This is a genomic window from Microbacterium sp. ZOR0019, from assembly GCF_000800925.1.
Taxonomy (GTDB): Bacteria; Actinomycetota; Actinomycetes; order Actinomycetales; family Microbacteriaceae; genus Microbacterium; species Microbacterium aurugineum.
Map to the genome: position 1 here is coordinate 39633 of NZ_JRKC01000096.1, position 19021 is coordinate 58653.

Genomic DNA, 19021 nt, shown 5'->3' on the forward strand with positions numbered 1-19021 from the left:
CCGTCCGACGCACGGCGCGACGAACAGGGTCCTCCGGGCTTTTGTCCTGTCAGATGACGGCTCTCCTGCGGAGAAGTGCCGTGGCGCCGCTCGGACCAGACGGGTGCGAACCCCGGAACCCTAGGCGCTATCGAGAAGACCCTACCGCGCCGTGGTGAACACCCGGGAACGCGAAGCGCCCCGCTCGACGGCCCGAATGCAGACCCCGGACTACGCTCGAAGGACCGCACATCCGAAGGAAGGTCACGACATGCCTGTCACCCCCGCCGCGCTCGCCCACGCCGAGGATCTCGCCGACTTCGTCGCCGCTTCTCCGTCGAGCTATCACGCGGCGGCGGAGGTCGCTCGACGCCTGGAGAGCGCAGGGTTCACCCGGCTGCGTGAGGAGGACGCCTGGACCGCACCCGCGGGCGGGCGGTATGTGGTGGTCCGCGACGGCGCGGCGATCGCCTGGACGGTGCCCGCGGATGCCACCGCGACGACACCCGTGCAGATCTTCGGCGCCCACACCGACTCCCCCGGCTTCAAGCTCAAGCCGCAGCCGACCACGGGGTCGCGCGGCTGGCTGCAGGCCGCCGTCGAGGTCTACGGCGGCCCGCTGCTGAACTCCTGGCTCGACCGCGAGCTGCGTCTCGCCGGACGCCTGGCCCTCGCGGACGGACGCGTGGTGCTCGCCGACACCGGCCCTCTCCTGCGCCTGCCGCAGCTCGCGATCCACCTCGACCGCGGCGTCAACAACGGCCTCGCCCTCGACAAGCAGGTCGAGACGCAGCCGGTGTGGGGCCTGGGCGACGCGAGTGAAGCCGACATCCTCGCCGAGCTCGCCGCCTCCGCCGACGTGGCGGCCGCCGACATCCGCGGATACGACGTGGTGATCGCCGACAGCGCACGCGGCGCCGTGTTCGGCAAGGACGACGCCTTCTTCGCCTCCGGCCGTCTCGACGACCTCGCCTCGGTGCACGCCGGGGTGGTCGCGCTCGCGACGCACGAGCCGAGGGCGGGCGGCCCCATCGCCGTGCTCGCCGCCTTCGACCATGAGGAGCTCGGTTCCGAATCGCGCTCCGGAGCGGCCGGCCCGTTCCTGGAAGACGTGCTCGAGCGCCTGTATGCCGGGCTCGGCGCCGATGCATCCGAGCGGCGCCGAGGGTACGCGTCGTCGTGGTGCCTGTCGAGCGATGTCGGACACTCCGTGCACCCCAACTACGCCGCCAAGCATGACCCCGTCGTGCAGCCGGTGCTCGGGTCGGGGCCGATCCTGAAGATCAACGCCAACCAGCGGTACGCGACGGATGCTGTCGGCGCCGCGTCCTGGCTGTCCTGGTGCGAGCGGGCCGGGGTGACGGCCCAGGAGTTCGTGTCGAACAACAGCGTGCCCTGCGGATCGACGATCGGCCCCATCACCGCGACGCGCCTCGGCATCCGCACGGTGGACGTCGGCATCCCGATCCTCTCGATGCACTCCGCCCGCGAACTCGCCGGGGTCTCCGACCTCCACGACCTCACGCGCACCGCCCAGGCGTTCTTCGCCGGCTGAGCCTTCTGGCGCGGTTCGACCGCAGAAGTCCGCCCGGTGACGGGGCGGCAGTGCCAGGATGTCAGCATGACGGACATCAAGCCGGCTCTCATCGAGCGCGCGGGCATCGAGATCATCCCCGAGTCGGAGCGCACCGCGCGACCCCGCGACCTCTTCTGGCCCTGGTTCGCGGCGAACGTGTCGGTCTTCGGGATGTCGTACGGGTCGTTCGTGCTCGGCTTCGGCATCTCGTTCTGGCAGGCGACCCTCGTATCGGTCCTCGGCATCGTGGTGTCGTTCCTGCTCTGCGGGCTGATCGCGATCGCCGGCAAGCGCGGTTCGGCGCCGACCATGGTGCTCTCGCGCGCAGCCTTCGGCGTGCAGGGCCAGAAGTTCCCGGGCATCGTCTCGTGGCTGACCTCGATCGGCTGGGAGACCTTCCTCGCGATCATGGCCGTGCTCGCGACCGCGACCGTGATCACCCAGCTCGGCGGCGACGGAGACAGCATCGGACTCAAGATCGTCGCGACCGTGATCGTCGCGGCGCTGATCGTCACGGCATCCGTGCTGGGCTATCACACGATCATGCGGATGCAGTCGGTGCTCACCTGGATCACCGGCGTCGTCACCGTGCTCTACATCGTCCTGGCGGCGCCGCAGATCGACCTCGCAGCGGTGCTGGCCCGCCCGGACGGCGGCATCGGCCAGGTCATCGGGGCACTCGTCATGGTGATGACCGGATTCGGACTGGGCTGGATCAACATCGCCGCCGACTGGTCCCGCTACCAGAAGCGCACAGCGTCCGACGGGGCGATCGTGGCGTGGAACACCATCGGCGGTTCGGTCGCGCCGGTCATCCTGGTCGTCTTCGGCCTGCTGCTCGGCGGCTCGAACGAAGAGCTGATGAATGCGATCGCCGCAGACCCGATCGGCGCCCTCGCGTCGATCCTGCCGACCTGGGTGCTCGTGCCTTTCCTGCTGACAGCGGTGCTCGCCCTCGTCTCGGGGGCGGTGCTGGGCATCTACTCCTCGGGGCTGACCCTCCTCAGCCTCGGCATCCGCATCCCCCGTCCGTCCGCCGCGGCGATCGACGGAGTGATCCTCACCCTCGGCACGGTCTTCGTCGTGTTCTTCGCCACCGACTTCCTCGGGCCCTTCCAGAGCTTCCTGATCACACTGGGTGTCCCGCTCGCATCCTGGGCGGGCATCCTGATCGCCGACATCCTGCGCCGCCGGAAGGACTACGACGAGGATGCCCTGTTCGACAGCCGCGGCCGCTACGGCGCCTGGGACTGGACCTCGATCGGCACCATGGTCGTGACCAGCGTGATCGGATGGGGGCTGGTCGTGAACAACTTCGCCGAGGATGCCGCGTGGAACAACTGGCAGGGCTATCTGCTGTTCCTGGTCGGCGGCAGGGACGGGGACTGGGCCTACGCGAACCTCGGGGTGTTCTTCGCACTGGTGCTGTCGTTCCTCGTGACGTACTTCGCCCGGGCCGGGAAGATCCGGCGCCAGGAGGACGCGTGAGTGCGGGCCTGCTCGACGACACCTGGCTGGTGGTGATCGATCCGCAGGCCATCTTCGCCGCGCCGGAGTCCGCCTGGGGGTCCCCCTTCTTCACCGAGGCGATGCCCCGCATCCGCACCTTGGCCGACGCCTTCGGTGACCGCGTCCTCGTGACCCGCTGGATGCCGACCGCCGACCGGACGACGTCATGGGGTGCGTACTTCGACGCCTGGCCGTTCGCGGATCAGCCGCCGAGCGATCCGCTGTTCGCGCTGGTGCCGGAGGCGGCCACAGTGAGCACCCACCCGACGATCGACCTGCCGACCTTCGGCAAGTGGGGGCCCGAGCTCGAAGCCGTGGTCGGACGCGGGGGCCGCGTGGTGCTGGCCGGCGTCTCGACCGATTGCTGCGTGATCTCGACGGCGCTCGCCGCCGCGGATGCGGGTGCCCACGTCACGATCGCCGCAGACGCCTGCGCCGGATCGACGGCGGAGAACCATGAGGCCGCGCTGCAGGTGATGAGGCTCTATCCCCCGCAGATCACCGTCAGCGACACGGACACGATCCTCGGCTGAACCAGGGCGTCGCCCGCTCAGGCCGCCCGCACGGCCGCTGCGATCTCGGACGGCGTTCCCTGCCACGGGGCGCCGTGCCCCGGCAGCACCCAGGAGGCCGACAGCGCGGCCAGGCGATCGAGCGAGGACAGAGCGGCCTCCGGCTCGTCCGTGAAGGGCGCGGGCTGTGCGCCGGTGCGGCCGGTGAGCACGTGCCTCGTCGTGAGCGCATCCCCCACGAACACGGCGTCGACGACCGGGACGTGCACCGCGATGCTCCCCGGCGAGTGACCGGGCATCCCGATCACGACGGGAGCGCCCGGCAGGTCGAGCACGTCGCCATCCCCGACCTCCGTCACCACGGAGACGTGCGGTCTGCGGAGCGCGTTCTTGCGGAGGCCGTAGGCGAGGAATCCGAGCGTCGGCCCGAGCCTCGCAGGCCCCATCGCCGTCTTGGGCTTCTCGCCCGTGCGCACGCGGTGGCTGTCGGCCGCGTGGATGAAGACCGGCACCCCCGCCTCGGTGCGCAGCCGCTCGGCGAAACCGATGTGGTCGCTGTCGCCGTGGGTGAGGACGAGGCCGCGGACATCGGACAGCGGACGGCGGATCAGCTTGAGCTCGCGCTGGAGGTCGTGCCAGTGCCCGGGAAGACCCGCATCGATCAGGGTGATCCCCTCGGGCAGGTCGATGAGGTAGGAGGCGACGATGTCGTTGCCCAGTCGGTGCAGGTGGGGTGCGAGCTTCATGGCGGATCCTCTCGGGACTGTTGCGATAGCTACGATACGTAGCTATCATGGCTAATGTCAATAGCCATCCAGGAGGACCGATGCCGACCCCCGGACGCACGTCCATCGCGGAGATCGTCGCCGCCGGACGGGAGATCCTCGAAATCGCCGGACCCGCGGGACTCACCATGCAGGCGGTCGCGGCTCGCGTCGGCGTCCGTGCCCCCTCGCTCTACAAGCGGATCCGCGATCGGGACGCCCTGCACACCGCGGTCGCCGTGTCCACGATCGACGCCCTCACCGCACGGCTCGAGGACGAGGGCGACGACCTCGCCGGCCTCGCGCACGTCTATCGCAGCTTCGCGAAGGAGAATCCGGAGGGGTTCCGGCTGATGTTCACGATCGCGGCCCCGCAGGATGCCCTCGCGCGCTCCGCCGCGCCGGTGATCCGCGCGTCCTCCGCACTGGTCGGCGAGGACGACGCCCTCGACGCCGCCCGTCTCTTCACGGCGTGGGCGACCGGCTTCCTGCAGATGGAGCTCGCCGGTGCCTTCCGCCTCGGCGGCGACGTCGACCGCGCCTTCGAGTACGGGCTGACACGACTCATCGCCGGCATGGGCGGCTGATCTCTCGCCCCGCCGCCCGCACCCGGCGCCCGCTCCCGGCTCGCTCCCGCCGCCGGTACGGATGTCGGGAGGAAGGACGGGTGTCGGGAAGATCGGGCCGACTCCCCCGACATCCGGGAATCCTCCCGACATCCGGCACGGCCATCTACTTCATGGTGTCGAGGATGCCGGTGAGGTCTTCGAAGGTCGTGAGCGGGTTCAGGATGGCGAAGCGCGTGTTCGGGCGCCCGGCGTGCGAGCTGGGCACGACGAAGGCGCGCTGGGAGTCGAGCAGCTCCGCCGACCAGCGGTCGTAGTCGGCACGCTCCCAGCCGTCGCGCTCGAACACCACGACCGACAGCTGCGGATCCCGCACGAGGCGCAGTTCCGGGCGGCGGGAGATCTCTGCGGCGATGCGCTCCGTGAGGGCGATGGTCGCGCCGATCGCTTCGCGGTAGGCATCCACCCCGTAGGTCGCGAGCGAGAACCACATCGGAAGCCCGCGCGGGCGACGGGTCAGCTGGATCGAGTAGTCCGAGGGGCTGAACTCCTCGGCGTCGGTCAGCGTGTCGAGGTACTCGGCGTGCTGGGTGTGCGCGCGGCGACCCTGGTCCGGCTCACGGTAGATCAGCGCGCAGCAGTCGAACGGCGCGAACAGCCACTTGTGCGGGTCGACGATCACCGAGTCGGCACGCTCCACACCGCGGAAGCGGGAACGCGCGCCAGGCGCGAGCATCGCGGTGAGCCCGTAGGCACCGTCCACGTGCAGCCAGAAGTCGTACTCGTCCTTGAGCGCGGCGATCGCCGCGATGTCGTCGACGATGCCGAAGTTCGTCGAACCCGCGGTCACGACGACGGCGCAGATCTCGTCGCCGTGGGTGTCGAGCGCCTCGCGCACCGCGTCGGCACGCAGCATGCCGTCGTCGCCCGCGGGCACGAGCACCACGTCGGCATCCATCACCCGCGCGGCGGACTTGTTCGAGGAGTGGGCCTCCGCACTGCACACGATCTTCCAGCGCGCCGGAAGTTCCTTGCCCTGGGCGACCAGCCGAGCCTTGGCGGCCTCCCGCGCCGCGACGAGGGCCGACAGGTTGCCGATCGTGCCACCCTGCACGAACACACCGCCCGCAGTGTCCGGCAGCCCGAACTCCGCGGCGAGGAACGAGAGCACCTCGTTCTCGGCATGCACCGCACCTGCCCCTTCGAGCCAGCTCCCGCCGTAGAGCCCGGACGCCGAGACGACGAGGTCGAACGCGATGGCCGCCATGGTCGGAGCGGTCGGGATGAAGGACAGGTAGAGCGGGTGGCTCGTGGTGAGACAGGCCGGCGCGAGGATGTGCTCGAACACGCTGAGCGCGCGCTGGGCTCCGAGCCCGGCGTCGGTGATCGTCGCCCCCACGAGACGGTTCAGCTCCGCCTCGGTCTGGGGCTTGTCGAGTGGCACGTCGGCGGCGAGCATGCGACGGCGCGAGTAGTCGAGCACGGCATCCACGATCGCCGTCGATTCGGGCGAAGCCGCGTGCATGCGCACAGCATCCATGAGCGTTCCTTTACTGGTCTTCGATGCGGGGTTCGGTCGGGGAAGCGAGGGAGATCGCGTGGGGTGCGGCGCTGTCGAGGACGGCGGACAGCGCGCGGCGTGCGAGGTCGGCGCGATCGCTCGGCGCCCACTTCACGAGCGAGTGCGCATTCATGCCGTCGACCATGGCGAGCAGGAGCCACGCGGCGGTGTCGGAACGGCCGTCGGCGATCACTCCCGCCGCCGCCGCTCGGACGAAGATCTGCTCGAGAGCGCTCTGCCACCCGTCCATCTCGGACCGCACGCGGGCAGCGAGGATGTCGTTGCGGGCACCGAGCGCCCAGGCCTGCACCCAGATCAGTGTCACGTCGTCGCGCTCGCCGTCGAGGAGGGTCTCGATCAGGTCGTGCAGACCCGCGCGGAGGTCACCCACGCCATCGAAAGCCGCGATCACCTCATCGCGCTCGGCGGCGACGATGTGCCCGAAGATCTCGGCGACGAAGGCGTCCATGACGGGCCGATAGTGAGCGACCAGGGCCGGGGTGACACCGACGCGCGCCGCCACCGCGCGCACCGTGAGCACCTCGAGTCCGCCCTCGCGTGCCAGGGCGATCGCGCCGTCGACGATCGATCGCTCGCGCTCCTCCGGGGGCATCCGCCGCGGCGCGGTGCTTCTTGACGTGATCTTCATCGCGGGCTACGGTATCACCCGTTGATCACGTGTTCAACAGCGGATTCCGTCCGCCCGAGATCGTCGACGAGGAGATCACGATGAGTTGGCGCATGCCCGCCGAGACGGCACCTCACGAGCGCACCTGGATGGCGTTCCCCGCGGAGGGCGAGACGCTCGGTGCCACGGATGCCGAGCGCGAAGAGGGGTACGCGACCTGGACGGCCGTCGCCCACGCCGTCGCCGAGTTCGAACCCGTGACGATGCTGGTCGACCCGAGCGAGATCCCGCGGGCCCGACGCATGCTCGGTGCCGGCATCGAGATCCTGGAGGCACCTGTCGACGAGTTCTGGATGCGCGACTCCGGCCCGACCTTCGTCGTCGACGACGAGCGCCCGGGCGTGCTCGGCGCCGTCGACTGGATCTTCAACGGCTGGGGCGCTCCCGACTGGGCCGAGTGGCGCAGGGCCGCTCAGCACGCCCGCATCGTGGCCGGCGCCGTCGGGGCGGAGCTCGTGAGCTCGACGCTCGTGAACGAGGGCGGCGGCATCCACGTCGACGGCGAAGGCACGGTGCTGCTCACCGAGACCGTGCAGCTCGACCCGCGACGCAACCCCTACGCCGACAAACAGCGGATCGAGGCCGAGATGGCCAGGACGATCGGCGCGACGAAGGCGATCTGGCTGCCGCGCGGGCTCACTCGCGACTACGACGACTTCGGGACGAACGGCCACGTCGACATCGTCGCCACGATCGTCTCCCCCGGCCGGCTCCTGCTGCACGACCAGCAGAACCCGCAGCACCCGGACCACGCCGTCTCCCGCGACCTTCGCGCCCTCCTCTCCGAGCAGACGGATGCCGCCGGTCGCCGCGTGGAAGTGATCGACCTGCCCGCGCCCTCGACGCTGAGCGACGACGAAGGGCCCGTCGACTGGAGCTACGTCAACCATCTCGTGACGAACGACGGCGTGGTCGCGTGCGGGTTCGGCGACGAGAAGGCGGATGCCGCGGCCCGCGAGATCCTCGCGGACGCGTACCCCGGACGCCGCGTGGTCACGGTCGACGCGCGCCCGCTGTTCGACCGCGGCGGCGGCATCCACTGCATCACGCAGCAGCAGCCTTCCGTGGACGGGTCGCGCTGATGTTCGACGTCGTCGAAGCCTCCATCGCCGACCTGCGGCGCGCGCTCGAGAACGGCACCACGACCGCGGTCGACCTCGTCGACGCCTACCGGGTTCGCATCGCCGCCTTCGATGCGCCGGGCACGCCGACCGCCCTGAACGCGGTGGTGGTCGCGAACCCCGACGCCCGCGCCGAGGCTGCGGCCTCCGACGCACGCCGTGCCCGAGGCGAGGTGCTCGGCCCCCTCGACGGCATCCCGTACACGGCCAAGGACAGCTACCTCGTGCGGGGGCTCACCGCCGCAGCCGGAAGCCCGGCCTTCACGGATCTGATCGCCCAGCGCGACGCCTTCACGATCGAGCGCCTGCGCGCGGGCGGAGCGATCTGCCTCGGGCTGACGAACATGCCGCCGATGGCCAACGGCGGCATGCAGCGTGGGGTCTACGGCCGAGCGGAGAGCCCGTACAACGCCGCGTTCCTCACCGCACCCTTCGCATCGGGCTCCTCCAACGGCTCCGGCACCGCGACCGCCGCGAGCTTCGCCGCCTTCGGGCTCGGGGAGGAGACCTGGTCCTCCGGTCGCGGGCCTGCGACCAACAACGCCCTGTGCGCCTACACCCCCTCCCGCGGCGTGATCTCGACCCGGGGCAACTGGCCGCTCGTTCCCACGATGGACGTGGTGGTGCCGCACACCCGCACGATGGCCGACCTGCTCGAAGTGCTCGAAGTGATCGTCGCCGACGACCCCGACTCCCGCGGCGACTTCTGGCGAGCACAGCCGTGGGTCCCGATCCCCTCGGCCGCCTCGGTCCGACCGGACTCGTATGCGGCCCTCGCCACCGGCACCCCGGCAGCGCTCGACGGCATGCGGATCGGCATCCCGAAGATGTACATCAATGCGGATCCGGATGCCGGAAGCGCGCAGGCCCCGGGCATCGGCGGCCCGACAGGTCGGCGCATCGAGACGCGGGCGAGTGTGATCGAACGGTGGGAGGCGGCTCGCCGCGACCTGAGCGCCGCCGGGGCGACCGTGATCGAGGTCGACTTCCCGGTGGTGTCCAACTACGAGGGAGACCGCCCGGGCGCCCCCACCCTCCCGACGCGTGGACTGGTGTCGCCCGAGTACCTGCGCCGCGAGATCGTCGACCTCTCGGCGTGGGCGTGGGAGGACTTCCTGCAGGCGAACGGCGATCCGGCTCTCCGCACGCTCACGGAGGTCGACGGGGCCACGATCTTCCCGCACCCGGAAGGCGCCCTCCCCGACCGCTACACCGGCTTCGACGACGACATCGCCGAGTATCCGGACTGGGTGCGGAGCCACCCCGATACCCCCTTCACGGACATGCCCGAGCTCGAAAACGGGTTGCGGGGCCTGGAGGAGACGCGTCGCCGCGACCTCGAGGAGTGGATGGATGCGCTCCACCTCGACGCCGTGGTGTTCCCCGCGGTCGCGGATGTGTGCCCGGCCGACATGGACGTGAACCCGGACTCCGCCGACCTGGGGTGGCGCAACGGCACCTGGATCGCGAACGGCAACCTCGCCATCCGACACCTCGGCATCCCGACGGTCACGGTTCCGATGGGGCTGATGAGCGACATCGGCATGCCGATCGGCCTGACCTTCGCCGGACGAGCGTACGACGACACGATGCTGCTGCGCCTGGCCGTGGCGTTCGAAGCCACCGGCGCTCCGGGCACGCGACGCACTCCCCCGCCGCGCACACCGGCCCTGCCGTCGGACAGCTGATCCGGATCGAGAACATTTCATCTCTGTGACGCTCGCCACAGAAGTGATATGTTCGGCGCATGAGCACCGAGAACGAACGCGCCCTCGAATCCGGGATCGTCACCGATCTGTCCGGCCGGATGACCTACGGGTCGTACCTGGCGCTGGACCAGCTGCTCACGGCACAGCACCCGGTGAGCGAGCCGCAGCACCACGACGAGATGCTGTTCATCATCCAGCACCAGACCACCGAGCTGTGGCTCAAGCAGCTGCTGCACGAGCTCTCGTCCGCTCGGGAGCTGCTCGCCCGTGACGACCTGCGCGAAGCACTCAAGCGCATCGCCCGGGTCAAGCGCATCCAGGACGTGATGACGCAGCAGTGGTCGGTGCTCGCCACCCTCACGCCCACCGAGTACGCACAGTTCCGCGGAGCGCTCGGCAACTCGTCCGGGTTCCAGTCCGTGCAGTACCGGGCGGTGGAGTTCGCCCTCGGCAACAAGAACGAGAAGATGCTGAACGTCTTCGCCGACCACCCCGCGAACCTCGCGCTGCTCACGGCCGAGTGGGAGAAGCCGACCCTGTACGACGAGTTCCTGCGGTTCGCCGCCCGGCGCGGCCTGCCGGTCCCGTCCTCGATCCTCGACCGCGACGTGCGCGAGCCGTACCGCGAGACCCCGGAGCTGGTGCCCGCGATCCGCGAGATCTACCAGGACCCGAACCGGTACTGGGACCTGTACGAAGCGTGCGAAGACCTGGTCGACCTCGAGGACAACTTCCAGTTCTGGCGCTTCCGGCACCTCAAGACCGTCTCCCGCACGATCGGCATGAAGGTCGGCACCGGCGGATCCAGCGGCGTCGGCTTCCTGCAGCGCGCCCTGGATCTGACGTTCTTCCCCGAGCTCTACACCGTGCGCACCGAGATCGGCAGCTGATGCACGCCGCGACGTTCTTCGACGGGGTCGGCTGGCGCGAGGGCGTCGTCGAGCTCGTCGACGGGCGGGTGTGGCTGAGCGATGGGCACTCCGCTGCCGGCCTCCCCCGCCTCGACGGCGTCGTGCTGGGCGGGTTCACGGACCACCACGTGCACCTGCAACTCGTCGACCACGCGCAGTTGTCGGGTTCGCGCCTGGGGCGCGTGGTCGACCTCGGCGGCAACCCGGGCGTGCTGCGCCGACTCGCGCGTGGCGGGATCAAAAACGCGCCCGCGACCCGCGATTCCGGCACGTTTTCGATCCCGCACCCGCACCCGCTCGTCGAGTTCGCGGGGGCGTTCGTCGCCGCCCCGGGTGGATACCCCTCCGACCGCGAGTGGGCACCGGAAGGCTCGGTGCGCGAGGTCGCGGACGAGAGAGCCGCGGCGGATGCGGTGGCCGAGATGGCGGATGCCGGGGCCTCCTGTCTCAAGGTCACGAGCAACAGCACGGCCGGACCGGTCTTCTCGGACGACCTGTTCCGCACGATCGTCGGCATCGCCGCGAGCCGCTCCCTCCCGGTCGTCGCCCACGCCGAAGGACCGGGTGAGGCGCAGCGCGTCGTCGCCCTCGGCGCCGCCCGCCTCGCCCATGCCCCGTTCACGGAACGCCTCGACGATGAGGAGATCGCACGGCAGGCGGCCTCGGCGTCGTGGATCTCGACCCTCGCCATCCACGACGGCCCCGCGCGCGCGATCGCGATCGACAACGTCCGCCGTTTCCACGCGGCAGGAGGGACCGTGCTCTACGGCACCGACCTGGGCAACGGACCGATGCCGAACGACCTGAACGCCCGGGAGGTCGCCGCCCTCCGCGAGGCCGGCGTCCACGCCGATGCGCTCCTGCACGCGCTCTCCCCGCTGGATCCGCTCGCCCCGTCGGCGACGCTCCTGTTCCTTCCCGGTGCCTCTCCCGCGACAGCCGACCCGCTCGCCGCACGCCCCCTCATCCCCGCAGACCTGAAGGTGTGACATGACCGACCCCCTCGACCGTGAACTGCTCGACCTCGCCCGCACCCTCGACGCCGCCGACCCGCTGCGTGCGCACCTCGACGCGTTCGCCGATGCCCCGGGCGTCACGGCCTACCTCGACGGCAACTCCCTCGGCCGTCCGCTGCGCGACATCCCCGAGAAGCTCGCCGCGTTCGTGCGCGAGGACTGGGGCACCCGGCTCATCCGCTCCTGGGACGAACAGTGGATGGCGCTGCCGATGGAGTTGGGCGACCGCATCGGACGCGTGGCACTCGGAGCCGGCGCGGGCCAGACCGTCGTGGCCGATTCGACCAGCGTGCTGATCTACAAGCTCATGCGTGCCGCCGCGACCGCCGATCCCACCCGGACGGAACTCGTGATCGAGGCGGGGAACTTCCCCACCGACCGCTTCCTGGCCGAAGGCGTCGCCGCCGAGACGGGCCTGACCCTGCGCTGGTTGGAACCCGACCCGGTGGCCGGCGTGACCGTCGCCGACGTGGCCGCGGTGGTCTCGGAGCGCACGGCCCTGGTGTCGCTCAGCCACGTCGACTACCGATCCGGAGCCCTGGCGGATATGCCCGGCATCACTTCGGTCACGCACGAGGCCGGCGCGCTGATGATGTGGGATCTGTGCCACTCCGCCGGCGTCGTGCCGATGCAGCTCGACGACTGGGGCGTGGACGTCGCGGTCGGCTGCACGTACAAGTACCTGAACGGTGGCCCGGGATCCCCCGCCTTCGCGTACCTCCGCCGCGGGCTCCACGGAGTGCTGCGGCAGCCGATCCAGGGGTGGTGGAGTGCCGCCGACATCTTCGCGATGGGCCCCGAGTACGTGCCGTCCGGCGATATCCGCCAGTTGCTCAGCGGCACGCCGCCGGTCACATCGATGCTCGCGATGCAGGGGATGCTCGACCTGATCGAGGAGTCGACGATCGAGAGCGTGCGTGCCAAGTCCCGCTCCCTGACCGATCTGGCGGTCCGCGCCTACGATGCCGTCCTCGCGCCCCTCGGTGTGCGCCTGCTCAGCCCGCGCGACGCCGACCTCCGAGGCGGACACGTGACGATCGGCCATGCCGACTTCCGGGACGTGACACGGAAGCTGTGGGCGGAGGGGATCATCCCGGACTTCCGCTTCCCCGACGGCATCCGCCTCGGCCTCTCCCCGCTGAGTACCTCGCACGTCGAGACGATCACGGGTGTGCTCGCCATCCGCGACGCGCTGGAGTCCGGTGACTTCTGACTTCCCGGACGCGCCCGTCCTCGACGACATCGATGCGCGTCCCGGCAGCACGGCCTCGCTGCTGCGGACGTTCATCGGCGTCTTCCTGCGTCCTCTCGGCGGATGGATCTCGGCGGCGGACCTGGTGGCGCTCGCGGGAGACCTCGGCATCCCGCCCACGCAAGCCCGCACCGGCATCGCCCGCCTCAAGCAGAAAGGGCTGCTGCTCGCCGAGCGCGACGACACGATCGGCTACCGGTTGAACCCGGCCGCGATCCCGATGCTGGAGCGCGGCGACCGTCGCATCTTCGAGATGCGCGAGATGACGGATACCGACCCGTGGTGCCTGGTCTCCTTCTCGATCCCGGAGAGCGCGCGCAGTACCCGTCACCAGCTGCGCCGCCGACTGCAGTGGATCGGTGCCGGAGTCGTGTCGCCCGCACTGTGGATCTGCCCCGGGCACCTTCGGGACGAGGCCCTGCAGATCCTCTACGAGCTCGACGCGCGGCGCTGGGCGACGCTGTTCCTGGCCTCCGCCCCTGCCCCGGCCGGCACGCTCGTCGAGGCGGCCGCCCAGTGGTGGGACCTCGACGCGCTCCGCGCCGAGCACCTCGCCTTCCAGGCGTCTCTCGCGACGTTGCCGACGGAGCCCTTCGCGGCATCCGTGCAGCTGATCGACCGCTGGCGGGTGCTGCCGTACACCGACCCGGGCCTGCCGCCGTCGATGCTGCCGACGGATTGGTCCGGTCGGCGCAGCTTCGACGAGTTCGCCCGCCGGTCGGCGGCTCTGTCCGAGCCCGCGTGGGAGCACGTGCGCGCCCGGATCACCGAGCGCGCACGTTCCGTCTAGTCCGCGCGCCCGCCGACTTCGGCGAGGAATCCCGCCACGTGCTCCTGCAGGCGCAGGATGCGCAGGTCGCGCGCGAACTCCCGGTCGAAGCCCTGATAGGCCAGTGGCGGCAGGATGCGCACGTTGCGGTTGCAGCCGAACTCGGCGCACGTGAGGACGCCCACGGAGTCGCCCTTGCGCCCCGCAGGTCCGGCTTTGCGCGCGACGTACAGCTGCACGTCGTTGCGGAGCGTGACGTCTTCGCACCACGAGCACTGGGCGCGGGCGAGCACCCGCTGCTCGGCGCGCTGCAGGAAGACGCCCACCACGGCGTCGTCGACCCAGGTGACGACGTAGGCCCGGCGGGGGATCTTCGGGTCGACCCAGCCGAGGAAGTCGAGTCGCTCGAAGTCGATCTCGGCGAAGCCGGGCGGGAGGGACAGGTCGGAGACCTCCTTGCGGGAGACGTTGAGGAAGGAGGCGCGGATGGCGCGATCGTCGATGAGACGCATGGGAGCAGTGCTTTCAGGTTTTCGCCGCAACGGGCGAGTCGATCGGAGTGAGGAGCCCGGACAGGGAAGCCGGGTACGACGCGACACCGGCGACGGGGTTCCGTCTCCGGCCGGTCCTCAGCCTCTGCCTGCGGCGCGAGGGGCGCCTGCAGCTCCGCTCTGCGCCCGAGGGGCGCTCATCGACGACAGCACCCGGCGATTCTACACCCGTATGTTTCGCCGCATGTCGGGCCGCCTGGCCCGGGATCGGCGGGCGACCTACTCTTTTCGGAACATCGATCCGAAGGAGACCACCGTGTCCACGCCGCTCAACCGCCTTTCGCCCGTCCCGGTGCGTGAGCGTGCGGCGTGCATGTGCAGCAACGGCGGCCGCTGCTCGTCCTTCGCTCCGGGGCACGCTCTGCACCTGATCCAGGCGCGCATCGCCTCGGCGACCTCCGCGGAATGGGTCGACGGCATCGTGGAGGCGTCCGACCCGGTGGCGGGCGACCTCCTCGTGCGCACGCTCGACGGCGCCGTGCACGCGCTGTGGAACGCCTCGGGCGCGGCACTCGAGGCGGGGCCCGGAACACCGGTGGCGCTGCACGCCCGCTACGCGGTCCTCGCCGTGGGACGCACGCAGTTCAACGTCGCCGCCGTCTGAGCCGACCGCGACTCAGGCACCCGCCATCATCATGTCCCTCATCGCCGCGCACGCGTCCATGCACGCCTGGCAGGCCTGAGCGCACAGACGGCAGACCTCGCTCATGTCGGCGTGCTCCATGCACTCGTCCATGCAGGTCTGACACATGGCGATGCACGCATCGAGCATCGCCATCATCGAGGCCGGCGTCATCCCCTGCATCCGCAGCATCGATCGCATCATCGTGCTCGCCATGTCCGCACAGTTCATGCAGGCCGGAGAACAGTCCATCATCTGCGTCGAACACACCGTGCAGGCCTGTTCGCACGCCGCACACGCGTCCATGCACGCCTGCACCACCGACATGTCCATCATCTGCATGTCGGGCATCGACTCCATGTTCTTCGACATGGCGCCCATCATCATCGAGTCCATCGCACACCGCTTCCTCGGTCGGGTCGACGGGCAGGACCACCCGCCTGGCGCCAGGCTAGTCCTCCGCGCTCGCTGCGTCGATGGGGGCAGAACGTTGACACGACCCGCCTCGATTGTCAATCCCGTAGCTGCTTCCGCGCCCGCGTGGAAAGGTCGGAGCCAATCGAATCCGCCCACGAGAGGAGCAGAACATGAGTGCTGCAGACGACATGAAGCACGCTGCCGAGAAGGCCGCCGGAAAGGTCAAGGAAGGCGTCGGAAAGCTCACCGACAACGAGCGACTCGAGGCCGAGGGCCAGGCGGACCAGGTGAAGGCTTCGGCCAAGCAGGCCGGCGAGGACGTGAAGGACGCAGCCGGCAAGGCCGGAGACAGCGTCCGCGACGCGTTCGATAAGAAGTAAGGACCGGTCCCCCGGACACCGAAGAGGTGAGGTCCGCCGAAGGGCGGGCCTCACCTCGATGGGTCAGACGTTGTGAGTCGTCAGACCTTGCGGCTGCCGCTGATCGCTCGGATCAACCAAGCGATCACAGCGATCGCGAGGAGGACGAGCCCGACCCACAGGAGGAACTGGAGCGACTGCACCAGTCCTCCGGTGATCGCAAGGATCACGGCGACGACGATGACGATGATCAGGAGGATGTTCATCGGTCTTTCCCTTCTTTCGGCAGGCGCGGACGCCCGACTGCGGTGCCCTCACGCTAGCCCGAGAAGACCATCTGCCCGAGGGGGTTGACTTCCACCCTCCGAGTGCGCGAAGGAGACGAGCACGTGCCAGGAAGACGCGAGAACTCGCTGAAGGATCCCGAGCTGTACGAAGAGCTTCGGAACGACGGGGCATCCAAGGAGAAAGCCGCGCGCATCTCGAACGCCGCCGCGAAAGAGGGCCGCAGTGCGGTCGGGCGCCGCGGCGGGGAGCACGGCGACTACGAGGACTGGACGGTCCCCGAGCTGCGCGGACGCGCCAAGGAGCTGGGTCTGACCGGCTACAGCGGCAAACGGAAGTCGGAGCTGATCTCCGCGCTCAGGGATCACTGAGGCCGCGGATGACGCGCTTCGGCATCGAGGAGGAGTTCCTCTTCGTCGATGCGCACTCGCTCACGCCGGTCACCCTGGCCGCAGGGACCCGCGAGCGCATCACCCGGCTGCGGACGGGCGGTGAGGTCACGAAGGAGTACCTGACCTCGCAGATCGAATGCCTCACGGAGCCGGTGTCGACCGCCGCGGATGCGGAGGCGCAGTCGACCCATCTCCGCGGCCTGATCGGCTGGCACGCCCGCGAGCAGAGCGCGATCGCCGCGGGTACCGGAACCCCCTTCGCGACGACCCGTTCCTCGGCGGTGTCTCCCTCCGCCCACTACGACGACGTCGCGTCGTGGCTCGGCCACCTCACCCGCGACCACGAGGTGAACGGCCTGCATGTGCATGTGGAGGTGCTCGACGACGAGGAACGGGTGCGCGCACTCAACCGGGTGCGGGGCTGGCTCCCGGTGCTGCTCGCCCTCACCGGCAACAGCCCCTTCGCGGGCGGACGCGACTCGAGCTTCTCGAGCTGGCGGAGCATCCTGATCCGCCGGTTGCCGGGATCGTGGAGCCCACCCCGGTTCCGCGACTTCGACGACTACCGCACGCAGGTGGAGCAGCTCGTCGATCTGCGGGCGATCACCGACCCGGCGGCCCTCTCCTGGGCGGCGCGGATCTCGGATCGCTTCCCCACGGTCGAGCTTCGGGTCTTCGACGCGCAGCTGACCGCGGAGGATGCCGTGTTCGCCGCCGTCCTCTCCCGCGCGATCGTCCTCACCGACGAGCAGCCGCACGGGGATGCCGGGATCGACGGCCTCGACGCCTCCTTGTGGACGGCCGCCCGCCACGGGATGGACGCCCGCATGATCGATCCCACGACCGGAGCGGTCGCCGCCGCCTGGGCGGTCGCCGATCGGATGCTCGCCGTCATCGCCTCCACGCTCCGTGACCTCGGCGACGACGAGCGGGTCCGCGAAGGGATCGCCCGGCTGCGGGCAGTCGGCACGGGCGCCGACCGGCAGCGTCGTGCCCTCGACCAGGGCGGAACGCCGATGCTCGCCCGGCTGCTCGCCGCAGGCACCCCGGCGCCGGTGGCCTGACCCCCACCGCCCCCGGGGTCCGTCACCGGGAGTAAGGTCGGCCTGTGGCATCCTTCGCCCCTCTCCAGCGCCTCGTGATCTCGATCGCCGTGCTCGCTTCGTTCGTGACGTTCCTCGACGGCACGGTCGTGAACGTCGCACTGCCGGCGATCAGTCGCGAACTCGGCGGCGGCATCACCACGCAGCAGTGGGTGGTCGACGCGTATCTGATCACTCTCAGCGCCCTGATCCTGCTCGCAGGCTCCGTCTCCGACGCGTACGGACGCGTCCTCGTGATGCGCATCGGCCTGATCTCCTTCGGCGTCGCCTCCATCGCGGTCGCCGCCGCCGTCGACCCGCTGATGCTGATCGTCGCCCGGGCCGCACAGGGCGCCGCCGGAGCACTGCTGGTCCCGAGCTCGCTCGCGCTGATCACCGCGACCATGCGCGCCGATGTCCAGGCCCGGGCCATCGGGGTGTGGACCGCGTTCACCACGGGGGCGCAACTGGTCGGGCCGCTGCTGGGCGGCTTGTTCGTCGACTTCATCTCCTGGCGGTTCGTCTTCCTCATCAACGTCATCCCCATCGGGATCACCCTGTTCCTGCTGGCCCGTCTGCATCTGCCCGAGCATCCGCGCGGCATCAAGGTCGACTGGTGGAGCGGTGCCCTGTGCGCAATCGGGCTCGGCGCCGTGGTGTTCGCCCTGATCGAGCAGCCCAACCTGGGATGGCAGTCGCCCGCCATCTGGATCCCCGCCGTCGCAGGTGCCGCCCTGTTCGGGCTGTTCCTGTGGCGCCAGCAGCACTCCGCCTCCCCGCTCATGCCGCTGTGGCTGTTCCGCGTGCGCGACTTCGGCTGGGGAAACCTCGCCACCCTCTTCGTGTACGCCGCCCTGTCGCTCAACGGCTTCGTCGTGGGCGTCTATCTGCAGCAGGGTGCCGGGCTGAGCGCGACGGCCGCCGGTCTCGCGAGCCTGCCGATGACCATCCTGATGATCCTGGTGAGCTCGCGCGCCGGTCGCTGGGCGGGCAGGTGGGGTCCGCGCATCTTCATGACGGTCGGACCGCTGATCATGGCCGTCGGAGCCCTGATGCTCTTGTCGGTCGCCGACGATTTCGACTACTGGTGGCAGGTGCTGCCCGCGATGATCGTGATGGGTCTCGGTCTGTCTCTCACCGTGGCCCCGCTGACCGCCGCGATCCTCGGTGCGATCGATGAGAACCACTCCGGCATCGCCTCAGCCGTCAACAACGCCGTCTCGCGCGTCGCCGGACTGCTCGTGGTCGCGATGCTCTCCACGATCGTCGGCGGACAGCTCGACCTCGATGGGTTCCACAGTGCGGCGTGGGTCACCGCGACACTGCTCGTGATCGGCGGGGTGGTGTCGTGGATCGGCATCCGTCGCAATCCGGCCGAGC

General features: G+C 70.1%; 21 protein-coding genes. 15 read left to right on the forward strand and 6 right to left on the reverse strand.

Going from position 1 to position 19021, the window contains the following annotated elements:
- Positions 1-250: 250 nt before the first annotated feature.
- From L978_RS17350 to L978_RS17360, 3 genes are all read left to right on the forward strand, one after another.
- Positions 251-1534: a M18 family aminopeptidase gene (locus L978_RS17350; RefSeq protein WP_047524621.1), complete on the forward strand. Its 1284-nt coding sequence runs from the start codon at positions 251-253 to the stop codon at positions 1532-1534.
- A gap of 66 nt (positions 1535-1600) precedes the next feature.
- Positions 1601-3043, forward strand: a complete 1443-nt coding sequence (locus L978_RS17355) for a purine-cytosine permease family protein (RefSeq protein WP_047524623.1) — start codon at positions 1601-1603, stop codon at positions 3041-3043.
- Positions 3040-3597: a cysteine hydrolase family protein gene (locus tag L978_RS17360; RefSeq protein WP_047524625.1), complete on the forward strand. Its 558-nt coding sequence runs from the start codon at positions 3040-3042 to the stop codon at positions 3595-3597. Before L978_RS17355 ends, L978_RS17360 begins: the two co-directional genes overlap by 4 nt.
- A 17-nt stretch (positions 3598-3614) precedes the next feature.
- Here the strand turns inward: L978_RS17360 and L978_RS17365 are convergent, their stop codons facing one another.
- The gene (locus L978_RS17365) at positions 3615-4322 is read right to left on the reverse strand and encodes an MBL fold metallo-hydrolase (RefSeq protein WP_047524627.1); all 708 of its coding nucleotides are present in this window, start codon (positions 4320-4322) and stop codon (positions 3615-3617) included.
- Between the two features lie 80 nt (positions 4323-4402).
- On the opposite strand from L978_RS17365, the gene L978_RS17370 reads away from it, so the two are divergent.
- Positions 4403-4927, forward strand: a complete 525-nt coding sequence (locus tag L978_RS17370) for a TetR/AcrR family transcriptional regulator (RefSeq protein WP_047524629.1) — start codon at positions 4403-4405, stop codon at positions 4925-4927.
- Positions 4928-5072: 145 nt separating this feature from the next.
- Here the strand turns inward: L978_RS17370 and L978_RS17375 are convergent, their stop codons facing one another.
- A complete protein-coding gene (locus L978_RS17375; protein ID WP_047524632.1) occupies positions 5073-6446 on the reverse strand; it encodes a pyridoxal phosphate-dependent decarboxylase family protein in 1374 nt (457 codons plus the stop codon).
- A gap of 10 nt (positions 6447-6456) precedes the next feature.
- The gene (locus tag L978_RS17380) at positions 6457-7116 is read right to left on the reverse strand and encodes a TetR/AcrR family transcriptional regulator (protein WP_047524635.1); all 660 of its coding nucleotides are present in this window, start codon (positions 7114-7116) and stop codon (positions 6457-6459) included.
- Between the two features lie 80 nt (positions 7117-7196).
- Here L978_RS17380 and L978_RS17385 point away from each other — a divergent pair, with 80 nt between their 5' ends.
- Genes L978_RS17385 through L978_RS17410 form a run of 6 tightly spaced genes read left to right on the forward strand, consistent with a single transcriptional unit; the run spans position 7197 to position 13954 of the window.
- Positions 7197-8237: an agmatine deiminase family protein gene (locus L978_RS17385; RefSeq protein ID WP_047524658.1), complete on the forward strand. Its 1041-nt coding sequence runs from the start codon at positions 7197-7199 to the stop codon at positions 8235-8237.
- Positions 8237-9964: an amidase gene (locus L978_RS17390; protein WP_047524636.1), complete on the forward strand. Its 1728-nt coding sequence runs from the start codon at positions 8237-8239 to the stop codon at positions 9962-9964. Before L978_RS17385 ends, L978_RS17390 begins: the two co-directional genes overlap by 1 nt.
- Before the next feature lie 59 nt (positions 9965-10023).
- Complete coding sequence (locus L978_RS17395) at positions 10024-10875, forward strand: tryptophan 2,3-dioxygenase (RefSeq protein ID WP_047524638.1); 852 nt, start codon at positions 10024-10026, stop codon at positions 10873-10875.
- Positions 10875-11885, forward strand: coding sequence for a hypothetical protein (locus L978_RS17400; RefSeq protein WP_052193837.1), 1011 nt, complete (start codon positions 10875-10877; stop codon positions 11883-11885). The genes L978_RS17395 and L978_RS17400 overlap by 1 nt, the downstream gene beginning before the upstream one ends.
- 1 nt (position 11886) lies before the next feature.
- A complete protein-coding gene (locus L978_RS17405; RefSeq protein ID WP_047524639.1) occupies positions 11887-13125 on the forward strand; it encodes a kynureninase in 1239 nt (412 codons plus the stop codon).
- The gene (locus L978_RS17410) at positions 13115-13954 is read left to right on the forward strand and encodes a PaaX family transcriptional regulator (protein ID WP_047524640.1); all 840 of its coding nucleotides are present in this window, start codon (positions 13115-13117) and stop codon (positions 13952-13954) included. Before L978_RS17405 ends, L978_RS17410 begins: the two co-directional genes overlap by 11 nt.
- Here L978_RS17410 and L978_RS17415 read toward each other — a convergent pair.
- Positions 13951-14445: an FBP domain-containing protein gene (locus L978_RS17415; RefSeq protein ID WP_047524642.1), complete on the reverse strand. Its 495-nt coding sequence runs from the start codon at positions 14443-14445 to the stop codon at positions 13951-13953. The two genes, L978_RS17410 and L978_RS17415, sit on opposite strands and share 4 nt — an antisense overlap.
- A gap of 295 nt (positions 14446-14740) precedes the next feature.
- Here L978_RS17415 and L978_RS17420 point away from each other — a divergent pair, with 295 nt between their 5' ends.
- Positions 14741-15088, forward strand: coding sequence for a DUF1380 family protein (locus L978_RS17420; protein WP_047524661.1), 348 nt, complete (start codon positions 14741-14743; stop codon positions 15086-15088).
- 12 nt (positions 15089-15100) lie between these two features.
- On the opposite strand, the gene L978_RS17425 is transcribed toward L978_RS17420, so the two are convergent.
- Positions 15101-15502, reverse strand: coding sequence for a hypothetical protein (locus L978_RS17425; protein ID WP_047524644.1), 402 nt, complete (start codon positions 15500-15502; stop codon positions 15101-15103).
- Between the two features lie 191 nt (positions 15503-15693).
- Between L978_RS17425 and L978_RS17430 the strand changes: the two genes are divergently transcribed.
- Positions 15694-15903 (forward strand): CsbD family protein, encoded by a 210-nt coding sequence (locus L978_RS17430; RefSeq protein ID WP_047524645.1) that lies wholly within the window; start codon positions 15694-15696, stop codon positions 15901-15903.
- 80 nt (positions 15904-15983) lie between these two features.
- Here L978_RS17430 and L978_RS19045 read toward each other — a convergent pair whose 3' ends face one another.
- Positions 15984-16148: a hypothetical protein gene (locus tag L978_RS19045; protein WP_017201713.1), complete on the reverse strand. Its 165-nt coding sequence runs from the start codon at positions 16146-16148 to the stop codon at positions 15984-15986.
- 123 nt (positions 16149-16271) lie between these two features.
- Between L978_RS19045 and L978_RS17435 the strand changes: the two genes are divergently transcribed.
- The 3 genes from L978_RS17435 to L978_RS17445 all read left to right on the forward strand — a co-directional run.
- The gene (locus L978_RS17435) at positions 16272-16538 is read left to right on the forward strand and encodes a DUF7218 family protein (RefSeq protein ID WP_047524646.1); all 267 of its coding nucleotides are present in this window, start codon (positions 16272-16274) and stop codon (positions 16536-16538) included.
- A gap of 8 nt (positions 16539-16546) precedes the next feature.
- The gene (locus L978_RS17440) at positions 16547-17623 is read left to right on the forward strand and encodes a carboxylate-amine ligase (RefSeq protein ID WP_047524647.1); all 1077 of its coding nucleotides are present in this window, start codon (positions 16547-16549) and stop codon (positions 17621-17623) included.
- 44 nt (positions 17624-17667) lie between these two features.
- A partial coding sequence (locus tag L978_RS17445; RefSeq protein ID WP_047524649.1) for an MFS transporter occupies positions 17668-19021 on the forward strand: 1354 nt, incomplete at its 3' end.

Coding starts and splice junctions, on each gene's coding strand:
- L978_RS17350 (WP_047524621.1), top strand. CDS start 251: ATGCCTGTCACCCCCGCCGCGCTCGCCCACGCCGAGGATCTCGCCGAC.
- L978_RS17355 (WP_047524623.1), top strand. CDS start 1,601: ATGACGGACATCAAGCCGGCTCTCATCGAGCGCGCGGGCATCGAGATC.
- L978_RS17365 (WP_047524627.1), bottom strand. CDS start 4,322: ATGAAGCTCGCACCCCACCTGCACCGACTGGGCAACGACATCGTCGCC.
- L978_RS17370 (WP_047524629.1), top strand. CDS start 4,403: ATGCCGACCCCCGGACGCACGTCCATCGCGGAGATCGTCGCCGCCGGA.
- L978_RS17375 (WP_047524632.1), bottom strand. CDS start 6,446: ATGGATGCTGTGCGCATGCACGCGGCTTCGCCCGAATCGACGGCGATC.
- L978_RS17380 (WP_047524635.1), bottom strand. CDS start 7,116: ATGAAGATCACGTCAAGAAGCACCGCGCCGCGGCGGATGCCCCCGGAG.
- L978_RS17385 (WP_047524658.1), top strand. CDS start 7,197: ATGAGTTGGCGCATGCCCGCCGAGACGGCACCTCACGAGCGCACCTGG.
- L978_RS17390 (WP_047524636.1), top strand. CDS start 8,237: ATGTTCGACGTCGTCGAAGCCTCCATCGCCGACCTGCGGCGCGCGCTC.
- L978_RS17395 (WP_047524638.1), top strand. CDS start 10,024: ATGAGCACCGAGAACGAACGCGCCCTCGAATCCGGGATCGTCACCGAT.
- L978_RS17400 (WP_052193837.1), top strand. CDS start 10,875: ATGCACGCCGCGACGTTCTTCGACGGGGTCGGCTGGCGCGAGGGCGTC.
- L978_RS17405 (WP_047524639.1), top strand. CDS start 11,887: ATGACCGACCCCCTCGACCGTGAACTGCTCGACCTCGCCCGCACCCTC.
- L978_RS17415 (WP_047524642.1), bottom strand. CDS start 14,445: ATGCGTCTCATCGACGATCGCGCCATCCGCGCCTCCTTCCTCAACGTC.
- L978_RS17425 (WP_047524644.1), bottom strand. CDS start 15,502: ATGGACTCGATGATGATGGGCGCCATGTCGAAGAACATGGAGTCGATG.
- L978_RS17430 (WP_047524645.1), top strand. CDS start 15,694: ATGAGTGCTGCAGACGACATGAAGCACGCTGCCGAGAAGGCCGCCGGA.
- L978_RS19045 (WP_017201713.1), bottom strand. CDS start 16,148: ATGAACATCCTCCTGATCATCGTCATCGTCGTCGCCGTGATCCTTGCG.
- L978_RS17440 (WP_047524647.1), top strand. CDS start 16,547: ATGACGCGCTTCGGCATCGAGGAGGAGTTCCTCTTCGTCGATGCGCAC.